This is a genomic window from Amycolatopsis vancoresmycina, from assembly GCF_000716785.1.
GTDB lineage: Bacteria > Actinomycetota > Actinomycetes > Mycobacteriales > Pseudonocardiaceae > Amycolatopsis > Amycolatopsis vancoresmycina.
The window spans coordinates 199,224-218,475 of sequence record NZ_JNYY01000008.1; the positions used below are offsets into that span (position 1 = coordinate 199,224).

A 19,252-nucleotide genomic window follows, 5' to 3' on the forward strand; every position below is an offset into this window, starting at 1 on the left:
GACATGGGCGTGCCGGTCATCGTCGAAGCCGTGCGAACCCCGATCGGCAAGCGGGGCGGGCTGCTGGCCGGCCTGCACGCGGCCGAGCTGCTGGGCGCCGCGCAGCTGGCCCTGCTGGACCGGGCCGGGCTCGACCCGGCGCTGGTCGAGCAGCTCATCGGCGGCTGCGTCACGCAGGCCGGTGAGCAGTCGAACAACGTCACGCGCACGGCGTGGCTGCACGCGGGCCTGCCCGAAACGGCGGGCGCGACGACGATCGACGCCCAGTGCGGCTCGGCGCAGCAGGCCACCCACCTCGTCGCCGGCCTGATCGCGGCCGACGCCATCGAGGCCGGCGTCGCCTGCGGGGTCGAGGCGATGAGCCGGGTCCCGCTGGGCGCGAACCGCGCCGGCGCGTCCCCGCGGCCGTCGTCGTGGTCGATCGACCTGCCCAACCAGTACGGCGCGGCCGAGCGCATCGCGGTCCGCCGCGGGCTGACGCGCGACGACGTCGACAGTTTCGGCGCTTCGTCTCAGCAGAAGGCCGCGGCAGCGTGGGAAGCGGGACATTTCGACCGCGAAGTCGTGCCGGTGAAGGCACCCGTGCTGTCCGACGGCGAGCCGACCGGGGAAACCCGCCTGGTCGCGCGGGACCAGGGCCTGCGCGAGACGACCGTCGAAGGTCTGGCCCGGCTCAAGCCGGTGGTCGAGGACGGGATCCACACGGCGGGCACGTCGTCCCAGATCTCCGACGGCGCGGCGGCCCTGCTCCTGCTGGACGCGGACCGGGCGGCGGCACTGGGCCTGCGTCCGCGCGCCCGGATCGTCGCGCAGGCGCTGGTCGGCGCCGAGCCGTACTACCACCTGGACGGACCCATCCGCGCCACCGAACGGGTGCTCGCCCGGACCGGGATGACGGTGGGTGACATCGACCTGTTCGAGGTGAACGAGGCGTTCGCGTCGGTCGCGTTGTCGTGGCAGCAGGTGGTTTCGCCCGACCCGGCCCGGGTGAACGTCAACGGCGGCGCGATCGCACTGGGCCACCCGGTGGGCAGCACGGGAGCGCGGCTGCTGACGACGGCGTTGCACGAGCTGGAGCGCCGCGACGCCTCGACGGCGCTGGTGACGATGTGCGCGGGTGGCGCGTTGGCCACGGCGACGATCATCGAACGGCTCTGACCGCGTCCACCTCGATTTCGATCTTCATCCGCGGGTCCGCCAGGCCGCACTCCAGCATCGTCGCGGCCGGGCGGACATCGGCGAACGCCTTGCGCAGCACCGGCCAGCACGGCTCGAAGTCCTCGCGCGAGGGGAGCAGGTAGCGGACGCGGACCACGTCCGCGAACGTGCAGCCCGCCTCCGCCAGCGCCGCCTCGATGTTGCGCAGGCACTGGGCCGCCTGCTCGACCACGTCGTCGGAGATGGTCATCGCCGCGTAGTCGAAGCCCGTCGTGCCCGAGACGTACACGCGATCGCCGTGCACCACGGCCCGCGCGTAACCGATCCGCTCCTCGAACACGGACCCGCTGAGGATCGCTCGCCGTTCCGTCATACCGCGCACATTAGCTTGCGGCCCTTGTGCTTCACTTCGATGCATGATCTCGGAGAGCCGCTGCCCGGTGGAGGACGGTGAGCTCCTCGTCCGCCGCGGCGGCGAGGGCCCGGCGCTGCTGCTGATCGCCGGCGGCACCGGATCGGGTGACTCCTACCGCGCGCTGGCCAAGCAGCTGTCCGCGGACTACACGGTGATCACCTACGACCGGCGCGGCCACTTCGGCAGCACGGACACGACAACGGGCCCGGTCCCGGTGTCCCTGCAGGCCGACGACGCACGGGCGGTCCTGGACCACGCGGCGGACGGCCCGGCGATGGTGTTCGGCTCGAGCGCGGGCGCGCTGATCGGCCTGGACCTGGTCGCCCGGCACCCGGACAGCGTGACGACGCTGGTCGCCCACGAACCCCCGGCGGTCCACCTGATGCCGGACGCGGGCGGCTGGCTCGAAGCGGCGGCCGAACAGGTCCGCCTGGCCCGTTCGGGCGAGCTGATGGCCGCGGTGACGCGCTTCGCGGACGCGATCGCGGGCGCGGCCCTACCGAACCTGCCGAACCTCCGCCTGCCCCACGAAGCCGACTGGATCCGGTTGTTCGACCGCGAGCTGACGGAGTTCTTCGACTACCTCCCGGACCTGCGAGCGCTGCGGAAGGCGAGCACGGAGATCTTCCCGGTGGCGGGCGAGGGCAGCCGCGGGCGGTACCACTACCAGCCGGCGAAGATTCTCGCTTTGGAGCTGGGATTGCCGTTCACGGAGCTGCCGGGGTCGCACCTGGCGCCGCAGCGGAACCCGGCGAAGTTCGCTGCGGCGCTGAAGGAACTGCTGAGCCCGGACCTCTGACGGACGACACGCGTACCCGGCGGGACGACACGCGTACCGGGACGGACGACACGGCGTCAGACGACCCGGATGCCGTCCTTCCAGACCTCCCGGATGTTCGCCGCCAGCGCCGGGAAGTCGTACGGGTTGCCGTCCACCAGCACGAGGTCCGCGCGCAGGCCCGGTGCCAGGCGGCCCAGTTCGCCGTCCAGGCCCATCAGCCGGGCCGCCGACGAGGTCGTCGCCTCCAGGACGTCGCCCGGTGTCATCCCGCACGCCGCCATCAGCGCCAGTTCCTCGAGGTTCGTGCCGTGCGGGCCCACTCCGCTGTCCGTGCCCATCGCGATGCGCACCCCGGCCGCGTACGCGCGGCGGACCGAGTCGCGGTGGGCCTCCACCACCTCGCGCGCCTTCGCCACCACCGCCGCCGGGAGGTCCACGCCCGCGTCCGCCGCCCTGACCACGTTGACCGGGGCGATCAGCGTCGGGACCAGCCAGGTGCCGTGACCCAGCATCAGCTCGATCGCCTCGTCGTCGAGGTAGATCCCGTGCTCGATCGACCGCACGCCCGCGCGGACCGCGTTCTTGATGCCCGCCGCGCCCTGGGCGTGCGCCATCACCGGGCGGCCCTGCATCGCCGCCTCCGTGACCAGGACCTCCAGCTCCTCCGGCGTGAACTGCGCGTGCCGCGGGTCGTCGCGCGGGGACAGCACGCCGCCCGTCGTGCACACCTTCAGCACGTCGGCGCCCGCGCGCAGCAGCGTGCGGGCCACCCGCCGCATCTCGTCCGGGCCGTCGGCGGTGGCGTCGGGGCGGCCCGGGTGCGGCAGCAGCAGCGGCACGCACAGCCCGGACGGGTGCCAGGAGTCGCCGTGGCCGCCGGTCGGGCTGATCAGGCCGACCGAGATCTGCAGCCGCGGCCCCGGGATCAGCCCGTCGTCCACCGCCTGCTTGATGCCGAGGTCGGCGCCCGCGGCGTCGCGGACCGTCGTGATGCCCAGCCCGAGCGTCGCCCACAGGTTCCGCGCGGCTTCGTAGAACTGGTAGGAAAACGGCTTCTGCACCCGGGACAGGAGCCCGATGTCCGAGACCGTGACGTGCACGTGGCAGTCGAACAGCCCGGGCAGCAGCACCGTGCCGGTGCAGTCGACGCCTTCGTCGCCGTCGAGGTCCGTCCCGACGTCGACGATCCGGCCGTGCTCGACGACGACGTCGGCCGGGGCCGGGTCCGCGCCGGTGCCGTCGAACACCGAGCCGCCGGTGAACACCGTGCGCGTCACGCCGCCTCCACGAGAGCAGTCCGCCGCGGCGCCACCACCGCGGCCACGGCGAGCACGGCGACGTTCGCGCCGAGCCCGACCAGTCCGACGTTGACCGTGCCGGCGAGGTGAGTGTCCACAAAGGTCAGCCAGAGCACCACGAGCTCGCCCGCGACCAGCCCGGCCAGCACCGGGCCCTTGCCGACCGGCACGCGCCGCAGGAACCCCAGCAGGTTCGCCGGGGCCAGCTGGACCGACCCCGAATAGGTCAGCAACAGGAGGTTGGCCAGCAGATCCGGCCGGAAGATGCCGAGCACGAGGGCAAGAGTACTCGCGAGCACAACCGTGCCGTGGTTGATCCAGAACTGGCGGCGGCCGCTGCGGACGCGGACGATGTTGCGCGCCACCAGCGACGAGATGCCGATCAGGATCCCGGCCGCCGGCACCATCGCGGTCGCGGTCGCGGCCACGACGACGATGCCCGTCACCCACCCGGGAAGAGCGTCCTTCGACAGCGTCAGCAATACGCCGTTCGGGTCACTCCCTTTGGGCACCACGAGGATCGCCGCGAAACCGATCACCATCGGCAGCAGCAGGCACAGCTCGTACACCGGCATCCAGGCGTAGTTGCGGCGCAGCACCTTCGGGTCGCGCGCGGACATCAGCGCCGGCCACGAGTGCGGCAGCGTCATCAGGCCGACGCCGATCGCGCTGACCAGCATGCTCGTCACGAACCAGACGTGGTCGTTCGCTCCACTGTGGACGATCAGCTTCTCCGGGTGCAGCTGTTCGATCTTGTGGAACACCGCGGGGATGCCGCCGGCGAAGTGCGTCGGCACGGCGATGATCAGGACCACCAGCGCGACCAGCATGATCCCGTCCTTGAAGTAGGACGTCGCCGCGACGCCCCGCAGGCCGGCCCACAGCACGAACGCGACCACCAGCACGCTGCCGGCGACCATGCTCAGCGTCCCGGACGCGGTGTCGCCGGTGACCAGCCGGACGATCAGCCCCAGCCCGGTGATCTGCAGCTGCAGGTAGGGCAGCACGAAGACGACGCCGAGCACCGCGGACAGCGTCCCGAGCGCCCGGCTGCGGTAGCGGTCCTCGAGGAAGTCGCCCTGGGTGAGGTAGCCGCGCTCCTTGCCCATCGTCCACAGGCGTTTCGCGAGGAAGAACAGGACGACGTAGGCGATCGGGACGTACGGCAGCGCGTACATCGCCGCGACGCCGCCGGAGAACGCGAGGCCCGCCATGCCGAGGAAGGTGAAGGTGGTGAACACCTCCCCCGCCTGCAGGAACCACATCGTCACGGCGCCGAACCGGCGACCGCCGACGGTCCACTCGGCGAGGTCCGCGGCCGGGCGGCGGCGGCCGACGAAGCCGAGCACGCCGATCAAGACGATGCCGGCGAGGGTGAAGGCGAGGATCATCCGTCGTCCTCCCCCGCGCGCATCAGGCGTTCCGACAGCAGCAGCGCCGGGGTGAACATGAGGCACCAGAACGCACCCCAGACGACCATCCGCGGCAGGCCGAGCCAGAGCCCGGTGGTGTTGACGAACGGCAGGAACGGCATCAGGACCAGGGCGGCGACGGGCAGCAGCGGCGGCCAGTGGTAGCTGCGCACCGGCGTCACCCGGCCAGTGATCCGAGGCGGCGGACGGCGAGCTCGGCCAGCAGCGCGGCGCCGTCGCCGAGCACGCTGTCGTCGAAACGAGCGCGTGGCGAGTGGTTGTCCGGGGCGGTCGCCGGGTCCGTCGGGCACGCGCCGAGGAAGAGGTACGCGCCCGGAACCCGGTCCAGGACACGGGAGAAGTCCTCCGAACCGGTGATCGGATCGGCCATCTCGGTGAAGCGTTCCTCACCGAAGACGTCGCGGACCGTGTCGGCCACGAAGTCGTAGGCGGCGGCGTCGTTGACCGTCGCGGGATACTCGGGTTCGTAGGTGACGTCGATGTCGAGCCCGTGCGCCTGGGCGATGCCGCGGCAGACCTGCACCGCGCGTTCGCCGACGCGGGCCGCGACCTCCGGCGAAAACGACCGCAGCGTGGCTTCGAAGACCGCGTCGTCCGGGATGATGTTGCGGCGGGTGCCGGCGTGGAACGAGCCGACGGTGATCACGACCGGGTCGAAGACGTCGAAGGTGCGCGTGACCATCGTCTGCAGCGCGGTCACCATCTCGCAGGCGGCCGGGATCGGGTCGCGGGCGTCGTGCGGGGACGAGCCGTGGCCGCCGTCGCCCTTGACCCGGACTTCGAGGGCGCCCGAGGCGGCCATCAGCGTGCCGGGCCGGGCGGTGAACTGGCCTTTCGCGTAACTCGCGGCGGAGACGTGCAGGCCGTAGGCGGCGTCGGCCTGCTTGCCGGACGCGGTCAGGACGCCTTCGTCGATCATGTGGCCGGCGCCGTCCCAGCCCTCTTCGCCGGGCTGGAACATGAACACGACGTCGCCGGGCAGGTCCTGGCGGCGGGCGGCGAGCAGGCGGGCCGCGCCGACCAGGCCCGCGGTGTGCAGGTCGTGGCCGCAGGCGTGCATCGCGCCGTCGAGGGTCGAGGTGAACTCCTCGCCGCTCGCCTCGGTGACCGGGAGCGCGTCCATGTCGCCGCGCAGCAGGACGGTGCCGCCGGGCTTGCCGCCGCGCAGGACGGCGGTGATCGAGGACAGGTTCTTGCCGAGGGTGAGTTCGAGCGGCAGGCCGTCGAGGGCGGCGAGGACGCGTTCCTGGGTGCGCGGCAGGTGCAGGCCGATTTCGGGAATCTTGTGCAGGTCGCGGCGGAGGGCGACCAGGTCGTCGAGCAGGGCGGCGGCGTCGGATCGCAGGGTCATCCGCCGATCATGCGAGAGTCGAGCACAATGACCGGGGAAAATCGCCGAAACCACCGATCCGGGGTCCGATGAGCGAAGAATCCGCCATGCTGGCCGAGCAGGACCTCAAACTGGTCGACGCGCTCCAGGCGGCGCCGCGGGCGTCGTGGTCGACGCTCGGCCACGCGCTGGGCCTGGGCGCGGTGACGGCGGCCCGGCGCTGGGACGCGCTCGTCGAGCGTGGCGACGCCTGGCTGACGGCCTACGCCGGCGGGGAGCTGACCACGCAGCTGGCCCTGGCGTTCGTCGCGATCGACTGCGAGCCGGGAGCGGTGTCCGGCGTCGCTGCGGCGCTCGCGGCGGACGTCCACGTGGCCACCGTCGAGTACGTCGCCGGGCCGTGCGACCTGCTCGTCCACGTCGTGGCGGCGTCCCTGCGGGAGCTGGGGGCGCACGTCGCGGGCCGGGTGGCGGCGGTGCCGGGCGTGACGCGGGTGCGGACGGCGTTGTCCCCGCGGATGTTCACCGAGGGCAGCCGCTGGCGGGTCCGGGCGATTTCCCCGGGGCAACGCGAGGCGCTGTCGGCGAAACCGGCCCGGAACCGCGCGCCGGTCCGGTTCGACGCGGCGGACCGGGCCCTGATCCTGGCCCTCGGCGCGGACGCCCGCGCGTCGGCGGCGGCACTGGCGGGCGACCTCGGCGTCGGGGCGACAACGGTCCGGCGCCGGCTCGACGCACTGCTCGGCCGCGGCGCGATCCGCATCCGGTGCGAGATCGCGCGTTCGGTGTCGCCGGCGCCGGTCACGGTGACGCTGTGGCTGCGCGTCCCACCGGACAAGCTGGAGACGACGGCCCGGTCGCTCGCGATGGTGCCGGAGGTCCGCATGTGCGCGGCGCTGTCCGGGGCGGCGAACCTGATGCTGGTGGTCTGGCTGCCGGCGTCGCACGACGTGCTGGCCCTGGAGGCGGGGCTGGCGGCGAAGCTGCCGTGGCTGGAGGTCGCCGACCGGGCGGTGACGCTGCGGAGCGTCAAGCTGATGGGCCGGCTGCTCGATCCGGCGGGCCGCGGGACCGGGCGGGTGCCGCTCGATTTCTGGGCCGCGGTCCCCGTGCCGGAGCACGGGGACCGCAGCGTTGACCGGTCCGGGGGATGAGGGGGGTGAGGTGGAGGGAAGCATCCCCCGGGACCGGGGTCCGGGACGTGCCGCGGAGGCGGACTTGGTGGAGCGGGCCGCGTAGAGCAGGCCGGGCGGAGCGGGCCGGGTGACCGAGGGGCGGCCACCGGCCGGAGCCTGGCGGCGGTCTCGCGTGATCAGGGGCGGAACTCGCGAGATCCGGGGCGGAACTCGCGTGATCGGAGACGGAACTCGCGTGGCGGAGCGGGTGACTCGTGTGACTGGCAGGGCATCTCGCGTGATTGAAGGGGCGTCACTCGTGATTGGAGAGGCATCTCGCGTGATTGGAGGGACATCTCGCGTATCTGGAGGGTCGGCTCGCGTATCTGGAGGGTCGGTTTGCGTGTTTGGGGGTTCCGGCCGGTGGACGGGGGGGTGAGGTGGAGGGAAGCGTCCACCGGGCCGGAACTCGCGGGCGGGAGCGACTCCCGCCGTTTCCTCCTTCGCTGACCCGGCTCGGCCGGGTCGGTGGGGGGTGAATCCCGGCCCGGTGGACTCGGGGGGTGAGGTGGAGGGAAGTGTCCACCGGACCGGGGCTCGGGGTGCGGGACGTGTCCCGCGTTCTTCTCGGGGTGGAGCAACCGGCCCGGCGGACTCGGGGGGTGAGGTGGAGGGAAGTGTCCGCCGGGCCGGGGTTCGTGGGGCGGGTCAGTACCCGCCGGGGGTCGGCGCCGTCGCGACGGCCTGCCGGACTTCGGGCCGGGCGGCCGGGTTCGCCTTGCAGCCGTTGGGTTCCACCGCGAACCACGTGCCGCCCGCGCCGTGGCCGCTCGCCTCGCCGGGCGCGGTGTCCTGGGCGTAGGTGTACACCGGCCAGCCGCCGACCGTCACCTGGCTGGTGCCGTCCGGCCGGCGGACGCGGCCGACCAGGCCGGCGTCGATGCCGCCGGCGACGGTGATCCGGCCGTCGGCGGGCAGCGGCGGCCACTTCTGCGCGCAGGCTCCGTCGCAAGTGGACTTGCCGGAACCCTTGCCGTCCTTCGTGAACAGGTAGAGCGTGCGGCCGGCCGAGTCCGTGAGGACCGGGCCGAGGCCGTCGACGTCGGCCGTGCCGACGGTGGCCGGGCCCGCGGCCGCCTGCTTCCCCGCAGGCGTGACCGCCGTCCAGTCCGCGCTGACGTTCCGGCCGAGCGCCACGCCCGGGCCGGTGTCCTTGGCGTACCGGTAAACCGGCCGGCCGCCGACCGTCACCTGCTTGGTGCCGTCCGGCCGGGTGACCTGGCCGACCAGGCCGCCGTCCACGCCCGCGACGAGCGCCGGGGCGTCGGAGACCAGCGGTGGCCACGTCACCGCGCACGGGCCGGCGCAGGTGGCCTTCGACGGCTCGGCGCTGTCCTTCGCGTACTGGTAGAGCGTGTGTCCTTCGCCGTCGGCCAGCACTTCGCCCAGACCATCCACAGTGGACGTGATCAGCCGGGCCCGGCCGGCCGGGGAACCGGCCGGTACCGCGCTCGCCGGTTGCTGCTGGGCGCCGAGCGTCAGCTGCTGACCGGCACCGGAGGCGGCGTACGGGTTGGTTCCGCAGGCCGCGACCAGCGCGAGTCCGGCAAAAGCGAGCGGCAGAGCGGCAACCGGGCGAGCACGGTACATCGGAGGTTCTCCTTCCTGGCTTCTCGAAACGGGCGGGAGCGCGATGACTATTCGGCGCAGGCCTTGCCCGAGTTGATGCAGTTGACCAGGCGGCCCATGATCTGCTTGCTCATCACGTTCGCGAAGTCGTCGTGGTCGGACCGCGGGTTGTGCTTCTCCTGGGCGAACGCGTCCACTTTGTACTCACCGTTCTGCTGGACGTCCTGCGGGACGTCGTACACCAGGGTGACCTGGAGCTGCGGCACGTTCTTGAACCCCTGCGGGCACTTGCCCTGCTGGTTGGCGAACACGATGTGGCTGCGGTGGTCCTTGCTGTCGGTGTTCTTGCCGTCCCAGCAGTTCGGGAAGTTGTGGATGCGCTCCACCTTGCTGCCCGCCGGGCAGATCGGGTAGAGGTCGGTCAGCCGGTCCTCGAACCCGGTGCAGGTCCAGCTCGGCCGGGCGTTCTTCGGGCCGTTGGTGCTCTGCTTGGCGTCACCGTAGAGGATCTTCAGGCCGAGCGGCATCGCGACGACGTCCTGCGCGCCACCGCCGATGAACTTCAGCGTCGCCGACTCCGGCTCGATGATCGTGCCGTCGTTGTCGCCGACCTCCTTGTTCGCGCCCTGGATGCCGCCGAGCTCTTCCTGCTGCTGGCCCTGGTTCTGGTTCTGGTTCGCGTTGTTCTGGTTCTGGTTGTTCTGGTCGTTCTTGTTCTGGTTCTGCTTGTCCTGCTGGTTGTTCTGGTCCTGCTGCTGGTTCTGGTCCTGCTGCTGGTTCTGGCCCTGCTGCTGGTTGTTCTGGTCCTGGTTGCGCTGGCGGCGCTGCTGCTGACCGTCCTGGTTCTGGTTCTGGTCACCCTGCTGCTGCGCGCTCTTGCCCGAACGGCCGCCGCCCTGACCCTGGCTGTTGCGCTGGTCCTGGGCGTCCTTGGCGTCCTGGGCGCTCTTGTCCTGCTGGACGTCGCCCGTCTTGCCCTTCTGCTGCTGCTGAGCCTTCTGGTTCTTCTGCTGCGCCGCTTCCTTGTCCCCGCGGTCGATGCGGATGACGGGCCAGAAGTAGGCGGACTTGTCACCGTTCTTGCAGGTGGTGCCGCCGGCGAGGAGGCTCTTGAGGCTCGAGTCGGCGTTGGTCGTCAGGTTGCCGACGTAGTCGTGCAGGTGCTGGGCACCGTTCTTGATCCCGGGCTGGGCGATGAAGTTGTCCGGGTTCTGGTGCGCGCCGTCGGCGTTGGTTCCACAGTTGACGGTGAAAGACCCTTGCGCACCCTTCTTCTTCAAGGCTGCGTTGACGTTGTTGCCGGCGGGAACCTTGTTGATGTCGATGAAGAACGACGGGTCCGCGGGGTCCGCGCTGGCTTCGCCCGTGCGGCCCGCGGTGACCGCGACGGCGAGTGCGCCGACGGCGATCGCCAGGCCGATCGCGCCCATCGCGATCTTGGTTCGGCGGGCTACACGATGCTTGCCCGTCACGGGGGGCCGAGAATTCCGGGGCATGGACTAGTTCACCTCGTTCGTTTTTCCGGGCGCGCCGAACAGCGCGGCAGCCCGGGCAAGAACTACCGTCAATTGAGGTCGAGATCGCGCGGAACCCGGTCGGGGGATGCTTGCGGTTCCGGCTGTCGGGATGCATCGGGGGATGCATTGGGGGATACGGATCCCAGCGCCCCGAGGTTCAAAAGCGACCGGCCCGTTATCTGTTCGTTATCAACCGGAACGCAACCGGGCGGCATTCACCGAGGTCACGGCTTTGCGTGCGGAAAAGGGAAGTTCAGCGCTGCACGACGACGAGGACCGTGCCGTCGTCGCCACGGACCTCGAACCGGCTGATCTGGTCCATCGCCAGGGAGACGGAACCCTGCAGCCGCAACGGTTCGGGCGAGCCGGGGATGCCGAACCCCTTGGGCGGCACCGACCAGCTGGACACCACGCGCTCGGCGCCGGTCGCCGGGATGGCGACCAGCTGGCACTTCACCGGCCCGACGATCCCGCGCAGCTCGAGCTCGACGCGGCTGCCCCACTCCACCGGGGACACGGTCACCAGTGCGCTGACGGCGGACCCGCCGCTGCCGCGGCCGTAGGTCTGACCGCCACCGGGCTGACCGGCCGGAGTGGACGGCGGCGGCGTGGACGTGCCCTCGACGCTCGTCGCCGGGGGCGGCTGCTTGCCGCTCGGGGCGGCGAGAGAGGCGGGCGGGACGGCGTCGGCCGGCCGGACCGCGAGGGTCACCAGCGGGCCGGCCACGACGAGCGCGGCGGCCGCGGCCCCGGCGAGGATGCCGAGCCGGCGGCGACGGCGGCGCTTCACCGCGGCCTCTTCCATGAGGCCGCGCAGCACCCGGGGGCCGGGCGAGAGGGTGCGCGGGCCGGGCGCGGGCATCGGCGGCTCCGGCCAGCTGCGCTTCACCAGGTCGAGGACGTCCGGCAGCTGGTAGAGCTCGATCAGGTCGAGCTGGCAGTGCGGGCAGTTCATCAGGTGGGCTTCGAACTGGGTGTTCTCGGCCTCGCTGAGGACGCCGAGCACGTACGCGGCGACGTCGGTGTGTGCGGAACCGGCCACGCTCAGTTCACCCCCGCTCGCGCAGGGCCCGGCGCAGCGCGCGGACGGCGTGGTGGATGCGGGACTTGACGGTGCCCGGTGGCACGCCGAGGGTCGCCGCGACCTCGTTCACGGTGCGATCGCGCAGGTAGGTCTGCTGGATGGCCTCCCGCTGCTCGGGCGAAAGGCCCTGCAGCGCCTCGTAAACGATCATCGCGGCGAGCGTCCGGTCCGATTCGTCGGACACCGCGATCGCGTCGGATTCGATCTCCTCGAGCTCCTGGGGCCGGACGCTGCGGCTGCGCCAGCCGTCGATGACGGTACGCCGGGCCACCGTGAACAACCAGGCACGCAGCATCTCCGGCTGGCGGTCGAGCTTGTCGGCGTTCCGCCACGCCTTGATCAGGGTCTCCTGCACGACGTCCTCGGCCCACTGCCGGTCGTGGCCGGTCAGCCGCAGGGCGAACGCCATGAGGGACCCGCCGAACTCCTGGTAGAGCGCCTTCGCCAGATCGTCGGAACCGTCGCCGGGCTCGACGACGGCTTCGGGGTTTCCGACGGATCTCAGCGCTCGGGTGTGCCGTCCCACGCGGGACATCCTGGTGGGCCGGACGGCCTACGTCCAGTACTTCCGGGCCGCAAACCGGCCCAAAACTTTTTTGAACCGTTTCCGGACCGTGTCCGTATCCCCTACCGAAGACCCCGACCAGGCGTTGTCCCCCGCAACGCTCCGCATCCACTCCGGACCGAATGTCCACTGTGGATCCTTCGCGCCCTTTTCCGTTGCACTACCGGCAACAGCGCGTAGTCATGCCCCACGGAGGAGCAGTGATCCGCATTCCCCGCCCGGTGGTCCCCGCCGCCGTGTGCCTCACCGCACTCGCCTTGCTCACTGCCTGTACCGCCGGCGCCGCCACCACCTCGGGTGGCGGGTACGCCGCCGGCGGCGCCGCCGGGATGCAGATGCCCGGCATGCAGCAGGGGCAGGTCGTCCTGCCGATGCCGCAGGGCATCACCGCCGACCCGAACAACCCGGCGAAGAGCCAGCTCAGGGCCGCGAAGACGTTCGACCTCGGCCTCCTGCTCGTCGACGGAACCGGTTACACGATCTACCGCTACGACCGCGACACCCCCCGGCCGTCGCGGTCGAACTGCACGGACGCGTGCGCGGCCAAGTGGATCCCGGTCAAGCCCGGCACGCTGGCCCCGATCGACGTCGACCAGTCGCTGCTCGGCCAGATCACCCGCGACGACGGCAGCGCGCAGCAGACCCTCGCCGGCTGGCCGCTGTACCACTTCACCGGCGACCAGGAGCCGGCCGACACCTCCGGCCAGGGCGCCGACCAGGCGTGGTACCCGATCGCGCCGGACGGCAAGAAGATCACGCTGACCCAGGACGAGTGGAGGCAAAATGCGTTCGGCGTCTGAGCTCGCCGGGTTCGACTTCGAACCCCCGTCGGTCCTCGAGCGCACCCGGCCGCTGGTCCGCATCCTGTTCGTGCTGGCCGCGGTCCTGGCGCTGCTCGCGCCGGGCTCGGCTTCGCTCGCCCAGACCGGCGCCGTGAACTCGGTGTCCGACACCGACGCGGTGCTGCTCACCAAGGTCCGCCAGGCCGGCCTGTGGGAGATGCCCTCGGGCATGATGGCCATGGAAAAGGGCAGCCCGCTGGTCCAGAAGGTCGGCTTCGCGATCATGATGGACCACGGCCGGCTCGACGTGGCGACCCGCGCGCTCTCGCAGAAGCTGAACTCGCCGGTCCCCGACCAACCCTCCGACGAACAGCGCGGCTGGCTCGCCGAAGAGATGGCCGCCTCCCCCGGCCCGGAGTTCGACCGCGTCTTCGCCAACCGGCTGCGCGCCGCGCACGGCCAGGTGTTCGCCGTCCTCGCGCAGCTGCGGGCCGGTACCCGCAACGACGACGTGCGGGCCTTCGCCACCGTCGGCAACCAGGCCGTCATGCGGCACATGACGATGCTCGAGAGCACCGGGATGGTCGACTACACCGCGCTGCCCGCCCCGGTCGTCTCGACCACGGCCGCGCCCACCGGCATCCAGCTCGGCCTCGACACGTCCCAGATCGCCGTGGTAGGGGCACTGTTCCTGCTGGTCGGCGGCGGGCTGTTCTACGTGCTGCGCCAGATCAAGGGCAACCGTGGCCGCGCCAGGGCTTCCCGGCCGGCCGCCGCGAGAACCGGGGGTAGCCATGGTTGAGACCTGGCACGACGCAACGATCTTCCTGACCCAGCAGTTCCAGCCGAAGACCGACCCGGCGGCCCGCGGCCTCGCGGCCTTCGCCGCCCGGACGTCCTACGCGGCGACGATGCTGACGCTCACCTGGGGCGTGCTCACCGCGACCGGCTGGATCCGCTCGGTCACCGGCCGGAAGGGCCTGCGCAGCACCCACATGGTGCTGGCCACCGCGACGATCATCTTCGGCGCCGTCCACGCACTGGGGTTCACCTACCTGACGGTCGCGCCCTACAGCTTCGCCTACATGTTCGTCCCGTTCGGCTCCGGGCAGGAGGCGCGCCACATCGCCGGCATCATCGGCTTCGAGGTCATGTTCGCCATCTTCCTGACCGCCGGCCTGCAGCGCTTCACCTCCTACCGGCGCTGGCTGTGGCTGCACCGCTGCGCGTACCCGGCGGTGGCCCTGATCGCGATCCACTCCTGGTTCGGCGCCATCGCCAACGGCCACCTCTCGGTCACCTGGCTGGGCGGCATCACGCTGCTCGTCCCGGCCGTGACGGTGTCGATGCTGCGGTTCATGCCGGCCCGCACCCTCGAACGCATCGGTCTCGTGGAAGAGCAGGTGGCCTGACATGCCACTCCGACTGCCCGGCAGCGGGCCCCGGATCAGCGTCGACAACGACCGCTGCGAGCTCTACGGCATCTGCGCCATGGAGGCACCGGACGTGTTCGACCTCGGCCAGGACGGCCGCCTGCGCTTCCACACGCGGCTGCTGGACGAAACCACCATTGAACAGGCGAAGATGGCCGCCCGCTGCTGCCCGATGCAGGCGGTCGTGATGAGAGGGGACCTCGATGGCTGACGGCGACCGGATCGTCATCGTCGGTGCGGGCGTCGCCGGGCTGCGTGCCGCGGAACGCTTGCGGGAGCAGAAGTTCGACGGGGAGATCGTCCTGATCGGCGACGAGGCCCGGCGGCCCTACCACCGGCCGATGATCTCCAAGGCGCTGGTGATGGGGACCGAACGGCCCAGCGACGTGGGCCTTTCGCACTACCTGCCGGACCTCGACGTGCACTGGCGCCTCGGCGCGCGCGTGACGCACCTGGACACCACCGAGCGGGTCGTGCACCTGCCGGGCGGGGAATCCCTCTGGTACGACGGCCTGATCGCCGCGACCGGCGTCTACCCGCGGCACCTGCCCGGGGCGCCGCGGCACGACCCGCGGGTGCGGATCCTGCGCACGGTCGAGGATTCGATGGCGGTGCGGCGCTGCCTCAACGCCAGCAAGAAGCCGGCCGTCGTGATCGGCGCCGGCCTGATCGGCAACGAGTTCGCCGCCAGCATGCGGCACATCGGCCGGGACGTCACCCTGATCGGGCACGCGAAGGCGCCGCTGCACCGCTTCGGCGACCGCGTCTCCAGCGGCATCGTCGAGGCGCACCACGAGCACCGGGCGAAGCTGGCGATGCGGAGCGAAGTCCGGCACTGGATCAGCACGAAGGACACCGTCGGGCTGCACCTGACGAACAACCAGCTGCTGGTCGCCAGCGTCGTCGTGCTCGCCATCGGCAGCGTCCCGTCGGTGGACTGGATGCGCGGCTCCGGCCTGGACATCAGCGACGGCGTCCTGTGCGATTCGAAGCTGTTCGCCGAGGGTGCCTCCGACGTCGTCATCGCCGGCGACATCGCGCGCTGGCCGAACCTGCGCTTCGACGAGACCCCGCGGCGGGTCGAGCACTGGATCAACGCCGTCGAGTCGGCCCGGCACGCGGCGGACAACCTGCTGATGGGCCACTCCAGCGCCATCCCGTTCACCCCGCTCCCCCGCGCCTGGTCGACGCTGTACGACACCCGGCTGCAGATGTGCGGGATGCCGTCGCTGGCCGAGGACACGGTGACGCTGGCCGACGGCATCACCGGCTTCATCCGCGACGGGCGGCTGGTCGGCATCTCCTCGTGGGACAAGCCGCGGGCGATGCTCGACTGGATGGCCGAGCTGGACCGCCGGCTCCCCGCGCCCGACTACGTGCCCGAGCCGGAGCCCGCGCCCGTGGCGGAGGTCCCCGAGGTCCCGGTCGTCGAACCGTCGCTCGCCGCGCTGGCGGCCGACGTGCCGGCGGAGTTCGACAGCGGCTTCGACCACCAGGCCTTCGAGCGCGAGTTCGAAAGCGAGTTCGCCAACGACATCCCGACGACGGCGTTCCCCGCGCAGTCCCTGCCGGCCCCGCCGACCACGGCGTTCGCCGCGCAGCCCGGGGCGGCGCTGCCGACCATGGCCATCCCGATGGGGAGGTAGCAAAAGCCGGGGCGGGGCTGCGCGCGGCGGCCCCCGTCCCTTGCCGGTCACCACACCCCCTCCGCGGCTGGGTGGTGTGGTGACCGGCCCCAGACGTCCCCCAGCCCGCCTCGCGTGATCGGCACGAGCGCCCGGCGGGCCAGGAGAAGGTCATCCCGAGGGAACCCGACGCCCCCGGGGTGACCTTCTTCCGGCGCACCGGGCGGGGGCACGGGGCCGAGCGCCGCGGCGGTTCTCCCGCCGGGGCGCACGGGCCGTGGCGACCCCGGCCGGTGGAAGGGTATGCCGCCGGCCGGGCCATCACGGTCTTGCAGCACCGGTGCAGGGCCGTCCCGGGGGCACGGGAACCCCCGGGACGGTCCGAACCCGACCCGCCAGGCACGCGAGCCGACCGTCCGGATACGCGAGATGCCCCTCCAGGCACACGTGATGCCCACCCAATCACGCGAGATGCCCCGCCAATCACGCGTGATGCCTTTTCCCTCACCGGCGGCGCGACCACCACGACTCCCCCACGACGAGCCCGCCGAGGACGAGCACCGCCACCCCGGTGACGCGCAGGCCGGCCTCCGCCCCCGAGACGAACGCCGCGACCACGTCGGACGCGCGGGACGTCCGGGCAAGAGCCTCGGCCACGGTGTGCGCCCCGCGGGCGTCCGGCGGCAGGGCGGCTGCGAACCGCGCGGTGGACACCGTGGCGATCACCGCGACGCCGAGCGCGCTGCCGAACTCGCGCGTCGTAGCCTGCAGCCCGGTGCCGACCCCCGCGCGGTCCGGCGGCAGGGCACCCGCGATCACCCCCGACAGGGCCGGCAACGCCAGTGTCACCCCGATCCCGGCCACCACGAGCCAACCCGCGTACACGGAGTACGGCGTGCCGGCGTCGCTTGTGGACAGTCCGAGCAGCCCTCCGCCGACGAACGCGAACGCGCTCGCGACGGTCGCGTCGAGGCCGATCCGCCCGGTCAGCCGGCCCACGTGCGGGCCGCCGAGGATGACCGGCACCGTCAGCGGGACGATCCCGAGCCCGGTCGCCAGCACGCCGAACCCCTTGGCGTACTGCAGGAACGACGCGTTGACGTAGAACAGCGCGAACATGCCGAAGAAGATCGCGGTCAGCCCGAGGCACGCGCTGCGCAGGCGCGGGTCCCGGAACAGCCGGGGGTCCAGCAGCGGGTGCGCGGACCGCAGCCCGGCGAACACCCACGCCGCGAACAGCACGGCGGCCGTGGCGAAGCCGCCCACTACGACCACGCTGCCCCAGCCCGCCTCCGGGCCCTGGACGATCGCGAGCAGCAGCGCGACCGACGCACCGGTCAGCAGCGCCGCGGACCCCGCCCCGAGCGGCCGGTCGTGGCGGGACGACACCGGCGCGTACCGGGCGGCCAGCGCGGCCAGCCCCAGGGCGACCCCCGCGGCGGCGCCGAACAGCCAGCGCCACGAGCCGGCCGTCAGGACCAGGCCGCCGCCGACGTTGCCGGCGACGCCGCCGATGCCGGTCATCGACGCCCAGGTGGCGATCGTGCCCGCCCGGCGGCCGGCGGGCACCGCGTGCAGCAGGACGGCGAGCGAGTTGGGCAGCACCGCGGCCGCGCCGACGCCGGTGAGCGCCCGGCCGGCGAGCAGCACGGCGACGTCCGGCGCGACGGCCGACAGCAGCGTGCCCGCGGCGAACAGCCCGAGGCCGGTCAGCAGGACGCCCTTGCGGCCGAACCGGTCGCCGGCGGCGCCGGCCGGGATCACCAGGCAGGCGAACACGATCACGTAGGTGTCGACGATCCAGACCAGGGCCGGCGCGGACGGGTGCAGCGCGCTCGCGGCGAGCGGCGGGACGGCGAGGTTGATCGCGGCGACCATCCCGACGACGAGCACCACCGCGGCGCACATGAGCGTCAGCAGCCCGCGGTGGGACGCCGGTGCGCGAAGCGGAAGGGAAGTGGACATGCAGCCGACGTTAAGGACGATCAACCACTGCGCGCGACGCAACTTTGACAAGGGTGTTTTGCGTATGCTGCAACAGTGCCCGAGCAGCTCGACCTGAACCTCCTGCGCGTGTTCGACGCGCTCCTGCGGGACGGGAGCGTGACGGCGGCGGCCGAGCGCCTCCACCTGTCCATCCCGGCGACCAGCCGGGCGCTGGGCAGGCTGCGGCGGGCGATGGGCGACCCGATCCTGGTCCGCGCCGGCCGCGGGCTGGCGCCGACGCCGTTCGCGCTGCGCACCGCGCCCCGGGTGCGCTCGCTGCTGGAGGAAGCGGCGTCGCTGGTCAACACGGACTTCTCGCTCACCGCCCTCGACCGGACGTTCACGATCCGCATCAACGACGGCGTGGCCGCGACCCTGGCGACGGCGGCGGCCGAAGCCACCGCGGCCGCCGCCCCGGGCGTCACCCTGCGGTTCGTGGCCGAGGGCAGCGAGAGCGCCGAGGCCCTCCGCGACGGCTCGATCGACCTGGACATCGGCGTGGGCCCGTACCCGGCGCCCGACATCCGCAGCACGGTGCTGTACCGCGAGCGCCTGGTGGCCGCGGTGCGCGCGGACAGCCCGCTGGGCCGCCACCGCCGGCCGACCCTGGCGCAGCTGTGCCACCACCCGCACGTCTCGGCGTCCCGCCGCGGCCTCGCCCGCGGGCCGCTGGACGACGTGCTGTCCGCGGCGGGCCTGCACCGCCACGTCGCCGCCGTCGTGCCGACGGCTGCGGTGGCCGTCCTGGTGATCGCGTCGAGCCCGTACGTGGGGCTGCTGCCGCAGCGCCTCGCCGAGCAGTACGCCGGCGCGCTCGGCCTGCGCTGGTTCCCGGTCCCGGCGGACCTGCCGGAGCTGGAGGTCCGCCTGTCCTGGCACGCCCGCCTGGACGCGGACCCGGCCCAGCAGTGGCTCCGCACCACCCTCCGCAACGCCCTCCCCTGACCCGACCCCCCAGGCACGCGAGTCGTCCCTCCAGGTACGCGAGTCGTCCGTCTAGGTACGCGAGATGCCCCTCCAGGTACGCGAGATGCCCCTCCAGACACGCGAGATCCGCGCCCAATCACGCGAGATGCCCCTCCAATCACGCGAGGGCCCGTG

19 protein-coding genes are annotated in these 19,252 nt (G+C 72.3%); 9 read left to right on the forward strand and 10 right to left on the reverse strand.

Annotation, left to right across the window (positions count from 1 at the left end; genetic code table 11):
- Positions 1-3 precede the first annotated feature (3 nt).
- Positions 4-1,158, forward strand: a complete 1,155-nt coding sequence (locus OO60_RS20710) for a steroid 3-ketoacyl-CoA thiolase (RefSeq protein ID WP_004561241.1) — start codon at positions 4-6, stop codon at positions 1,156-1,158.
- On the opposite strand, the gene OO60_RS20715 is transcribed toward OO60_RS20710, so the two are convergent.
- Positions 1,142-1,531 carry a RidA family protein gene (locus OO60_RS20715; protein ID WP_004561242.1) on the reverse strand — a complete coding sequence of 130 codons (390 nt, stop codon included), beginning with the start codon at positions 1,529-1,531 and terminating at the stop codon, positions 1,142-1,144. The genes OO60_RS20710 and OO60_RS20715 overlap by 17 nt on opposite strands.
- Before the next feature lie 43 nt (positions 1,532-1,574).
- Here OO60_RS20715 and OO60_RS20720 point away from each other — a divergent pair, with 43 nt between their 5' ends.
- Positions 1,575-2,372, forward strand: a complete 798-nt coding sequence (locus OO60_RS20720) for an alpha/beta fold hydrolase (protein ID WP_033261911.1) — start codon at positions 1,575-1,577, stop codon at positions 2,370-2,372.
- Between the two features lie 56 nt (positions 2,373-2,428).
- On the opposite strand, the gene OO60_RS20725 is transcribed toward OO60_RS20720, so the two are convergent.
- The 4 genes from OO60_RS20725 to OO60_RS20740 are packed head-to-tail and all read right to left on the reverse strand — an operon-like array spanning position 2,429 to position 6,436.
- Entirely contained in the window at positions 2,429-3,631 is a 1,203-nt protein-coding gene (locus tag OO60_RS20725) for a metal-dependent hydrolase family protein (protein ID WP_004561244.1), read from the reverse strand.
- The gene (locus OO60_RS20730) at positions 3,628-5,043 is read right to left on the reverse strand and encodes a sodium:solute symporter family protein (RefSeq protein WP_004561247.1); all 1,416 of its coding nucleotides are present in this window, start codon (positions 5,041-5,043) and stop codon (positions 3,628-3,630) included. Before OO60_RS20730 ends, OO60_RS20725 begins: the two co-directional genes overlap by 4 nt.
- Positions 5,040-5,237 carry a hypothetical protein gene (locus OO60_RS20735; protein ID WP_033262014.1) on the reverse strand — a complete coding sequence of 66 codons (198 nt, stop codon included), beginning with the start codon at positions 5,235-5,237 and terminating at the stop codon, positions 5,040-5,042. Before OO60_RS20735 ends, OO60_RS20730 begins: the two co-directional genes overlap by 4 nt.
- A gap of 5 nt (positions 5,238-5,242) precedes the next feature.
- The gene (locus OO60_RS20740) at positions 5,243-6,436 is read right to left on the reverse strand and encodes a M20 metallopeptidase family protein (protein ID WP_004561250.1); all 1,194 of its coding nucleotides are present in this window, start codon (positions 6,434-6,436) and stop codon (positions 5,243-5,245) included.
- A 68-nt stretch (positions 6,437-6,504) separates the two neighbouring features.
- Between OO60_RS20740 and OO60_RS20745 the strand changes: the two genes are divergently transcribed.
- Positions 6,505-7,569: an Lrp/AsnC family transcriptional regulator gene (locus OO60_RS20745; RefSeq protein ID WP_244885554.1), complete on the forward strand. Its 1,065-nt coding sequence runs from the start codon at positions 6,505-6,507 to the stop codon at positions 7,567-7,569.
- Between the two features lie 669 nt (positions 7,570-8,238).
- Here the strand turns inward: OO60_RS20745 and OO60_RS20750 are convergent.
- From OO60_RS20750 to OO60_RS20765, 4 genes are all read right to left on the reverse strand, one after another.
- Positions 8,239-9,180: a lipoprotein gene (locus tag OO60_RS20750; protein ID WP_033261912.1), complete on the reverse strand. Its 942-nt coding sequence runs from the start codon at positions 9,178-9,180 to the stop codon at positions 8,239-8,241.
- A 47-nt stretch (positions 9,181-9,227) separates the two neighbouring features.
- Entirely contained in the window at positions 9,228-10,655 is a 1,428-nt protein-coding gene (locus tag OO60_RS20755; RefSeq protein ID WP_033261913.1) for a DUF1996 domain-containing protein, read from the reverse strand.
- Between the two features lie 274 nt (positions 10,656-10,929).
- Positions 10,930-11,718, reverse strand: coding sequence for a zf-HC2 domain-containing protein (locus tag OO60_RS20760; RefSeq protein WP_033261914.1), 789 nt, complete (start codon positions 11,716-11,718; stop codon positions 10,930-10,932).
- Between the two features lie 7 nt (positions 11,719-11,725).
- Positions 11,726-12,286: a sigma-70 family RNA polymerase sigma factor gene (locus tag OO60_RS20765; protein WP_003054592.1), complete on the reverse strand. Its 561-nt coding sequence runs from the start codon at positions 12,284-12,286 to the stop codon at positions 11,726-11,728.
- 239 nt (positions 12,287-12,525) lie between these two features.
- Between OO60_RS20765 and OO60_RS20770 the strand changes: the two genes are divergently transcribed.
- The 5 genes from OO60_RS20770 to OO60_RS20790 are packed head-to-tail and all read left to right on the forward strand — an operon-like array spanning position 12,526 to position 16,186.
- Positions 12,526-13,125, forward strand: coding sequence for a hypothetical protein (locus tag OO60_RS20770; RefSeq protein ID WP_003054595.1), 600 nt, complete (start codon positions 12,526-12,528; stop codon positions 13,123-13,125).
- Positions 13,109-13,909 carry a DUF4142 domain-containing protein gene (locus OO60_RS20775; RefSeq protein WP_003054598.1) on the forward strand — a complete coding sequence of 267 codons (801 nt, stop codon included), beginning with the start codon at positions 13,109-13,111 and terminating at the stop codon, positions 13,907-13,909. The genes OO60_RS20770 and OO60_RS20775 overlap by 17 nt, the downstream gene beginning before the upstream one ends.
- Entirely contained in the window at positions 13,902-14,519 is a 618-nt protein-coding gene (locus tag OO60_RS20780; protein WP_003054600.1) for a ferric reductase-like transmembrane domain-containing protein, read from the forward strand. Before OO60_RS20775 ends, OO60_RS20780 begins: the two co-directional genes overlap by 8 nt.
- Before the next feature lies 1 nt (position 14,520).
- Complete coding sequence (locus tag OO60_RS20785) at positions 14,521-14,751, forward strand: ferredoxin (protein WP_003054602.1); 231 nt, start codon at positions 14,521-14,523, stop codon at positions 14,749-14,751.
- Positions 14,744-16,186 carry an NAD(P)/FAD-dependent oxidoreductase gene (locus OO60_RS20790; RefSeq protein ID WP_003054605.1) on the forward strand — a complete coding sequence of 481 codons (1,443 nt, stop codon included), beginning with the start codon at positions 14,744-14,746 and terminating at the stop codon, positions 16,184-16,186. The genes OO60_RS20785 and OO60_RS20790 overlap by 8 nt, the downstream gene beginning before the upstream one ends.
- Before the next feature lie 483 nt (positions 16,187-16,669).
- Here OO60_RS20790 and OO60_RS20795 read toward each other — a convergent pair whose 3' ends face one another.
- Positions 16,670-18,073: an MFS transporter gene (locus OO60_RS20795; RefSeq protein ID WP_033262016.1), complete on the reverse strand. Its 1,404-nt coding sequence runs from the start codon at positions 18,071-18,073 to the stop codon at positions 16,670-16,672.
- A gap of 132 nt (positions 18,074-18,205) precedes the next feature.
- On the opposite strand from OO60_RS20795, the gene OO60_RS20800 reads away from it, so the two are divergent.
- Positions 18,206-19,096, forward strand: a complete 891-nt coding sequence (locus OO60_RS20800) for a LysR family transcriptional regulator (protein ID WP_003092749.1) — start codon at positions 18,206-18,208, stop codon at positions 19,094-19,096.
- Positions 19,097-19,252 lie beyond the last annotated feature (156 nt).

Coding starts and splice junctions, on each gene's coding strand:
- OO60_RS20710 (WP_004561241.1), top strand. CDS start 4: ATGGGCGTGCCGGTCATCGTCGAAGCCGTGCGAACCCCGATCGGCAAG.
- OO60_RS20715 (WP_004561242.1), bottom strand. CDS start 1,531: ATGACGGAACGGCGAGCGATCCTCAGCGGGTCCGTGTTCGAGGAGCGG.
- OO60_RS20720 (WP_033261911.1), top strand. CDS start 1,575: ATGATCTCGGAGAGCCGCTGCCCGGTGGAGGACGGTGAGCTCCTCGTC.
- OO60_RS20730 (WP_004561247.1), bottom strand. CDS start 5,043: ATGATCCTCGCCTTCACCCTCGCCGGCATCGTCTTGATCGGCGTGCTC.
- OO60_RS20740 (WP_004561250.1), bottom strand. CDS start 6,436: ATGACCCTGCGATCCGACGCCGCCGCCCTGCTCGACGACCTGGTCGCC.
- OO60_RS20745 (WP_244885554.1), top strand. CDS start 6,505: ATGAGCGAAGAATCCGCCATGCTGGCCGAGCAGGACCTCAAACTGGTC.
- OO60_RS20750 (WP_033261912.1), bottom strand. CDS start 9,180: ATGTACCGTGCTCGCCCGGTTGCCGCTCTGCCGCTCGCTTTTGCCGGA.
- OO60_RS20755 (WP_033261913.1), bottom strand. CDS start 10,655: ATGCCCCGGAATTCTCGGCCCCCCGTGACGGGCAAGCATCGTGTAGCC.
- OO60_RS20775 (WP_003054598.1), top strand. CDS start 13,109: ATGCGTTCGGCGTCTGAGCTCGCCGGGTTCGACTTCGAACCCCCGTCG.
- OO60_RS20780 (WP_003054600.1), top strand. CDS start 13,902: ATGGTTGAGACCTGGCACGACGCAACGATCTTCCTGACCCAGCAGTTC.
- OO60_RS20785 (WP_003054602.1), top strand. CDS start 14,521: ATGCCACTCCGACTGCCCGGCAGCGGGCCCCGGATCAGCGTCGACAAC.
- OO60_RS20790 (WP_003054605.1), top strand. CDS start 14,744: ATGGCTGACGGCGACCGGATCGTCATCGTCGGTGCGGGCGTCGCCGGG.
- OO60_RS20795 (WP_033262016.1), bottom strand. CDS start 18,073: ATGTGCGCCGCGGTGGTGCTCGTCGTCGGGATGGTCGCCGCGATCAAC.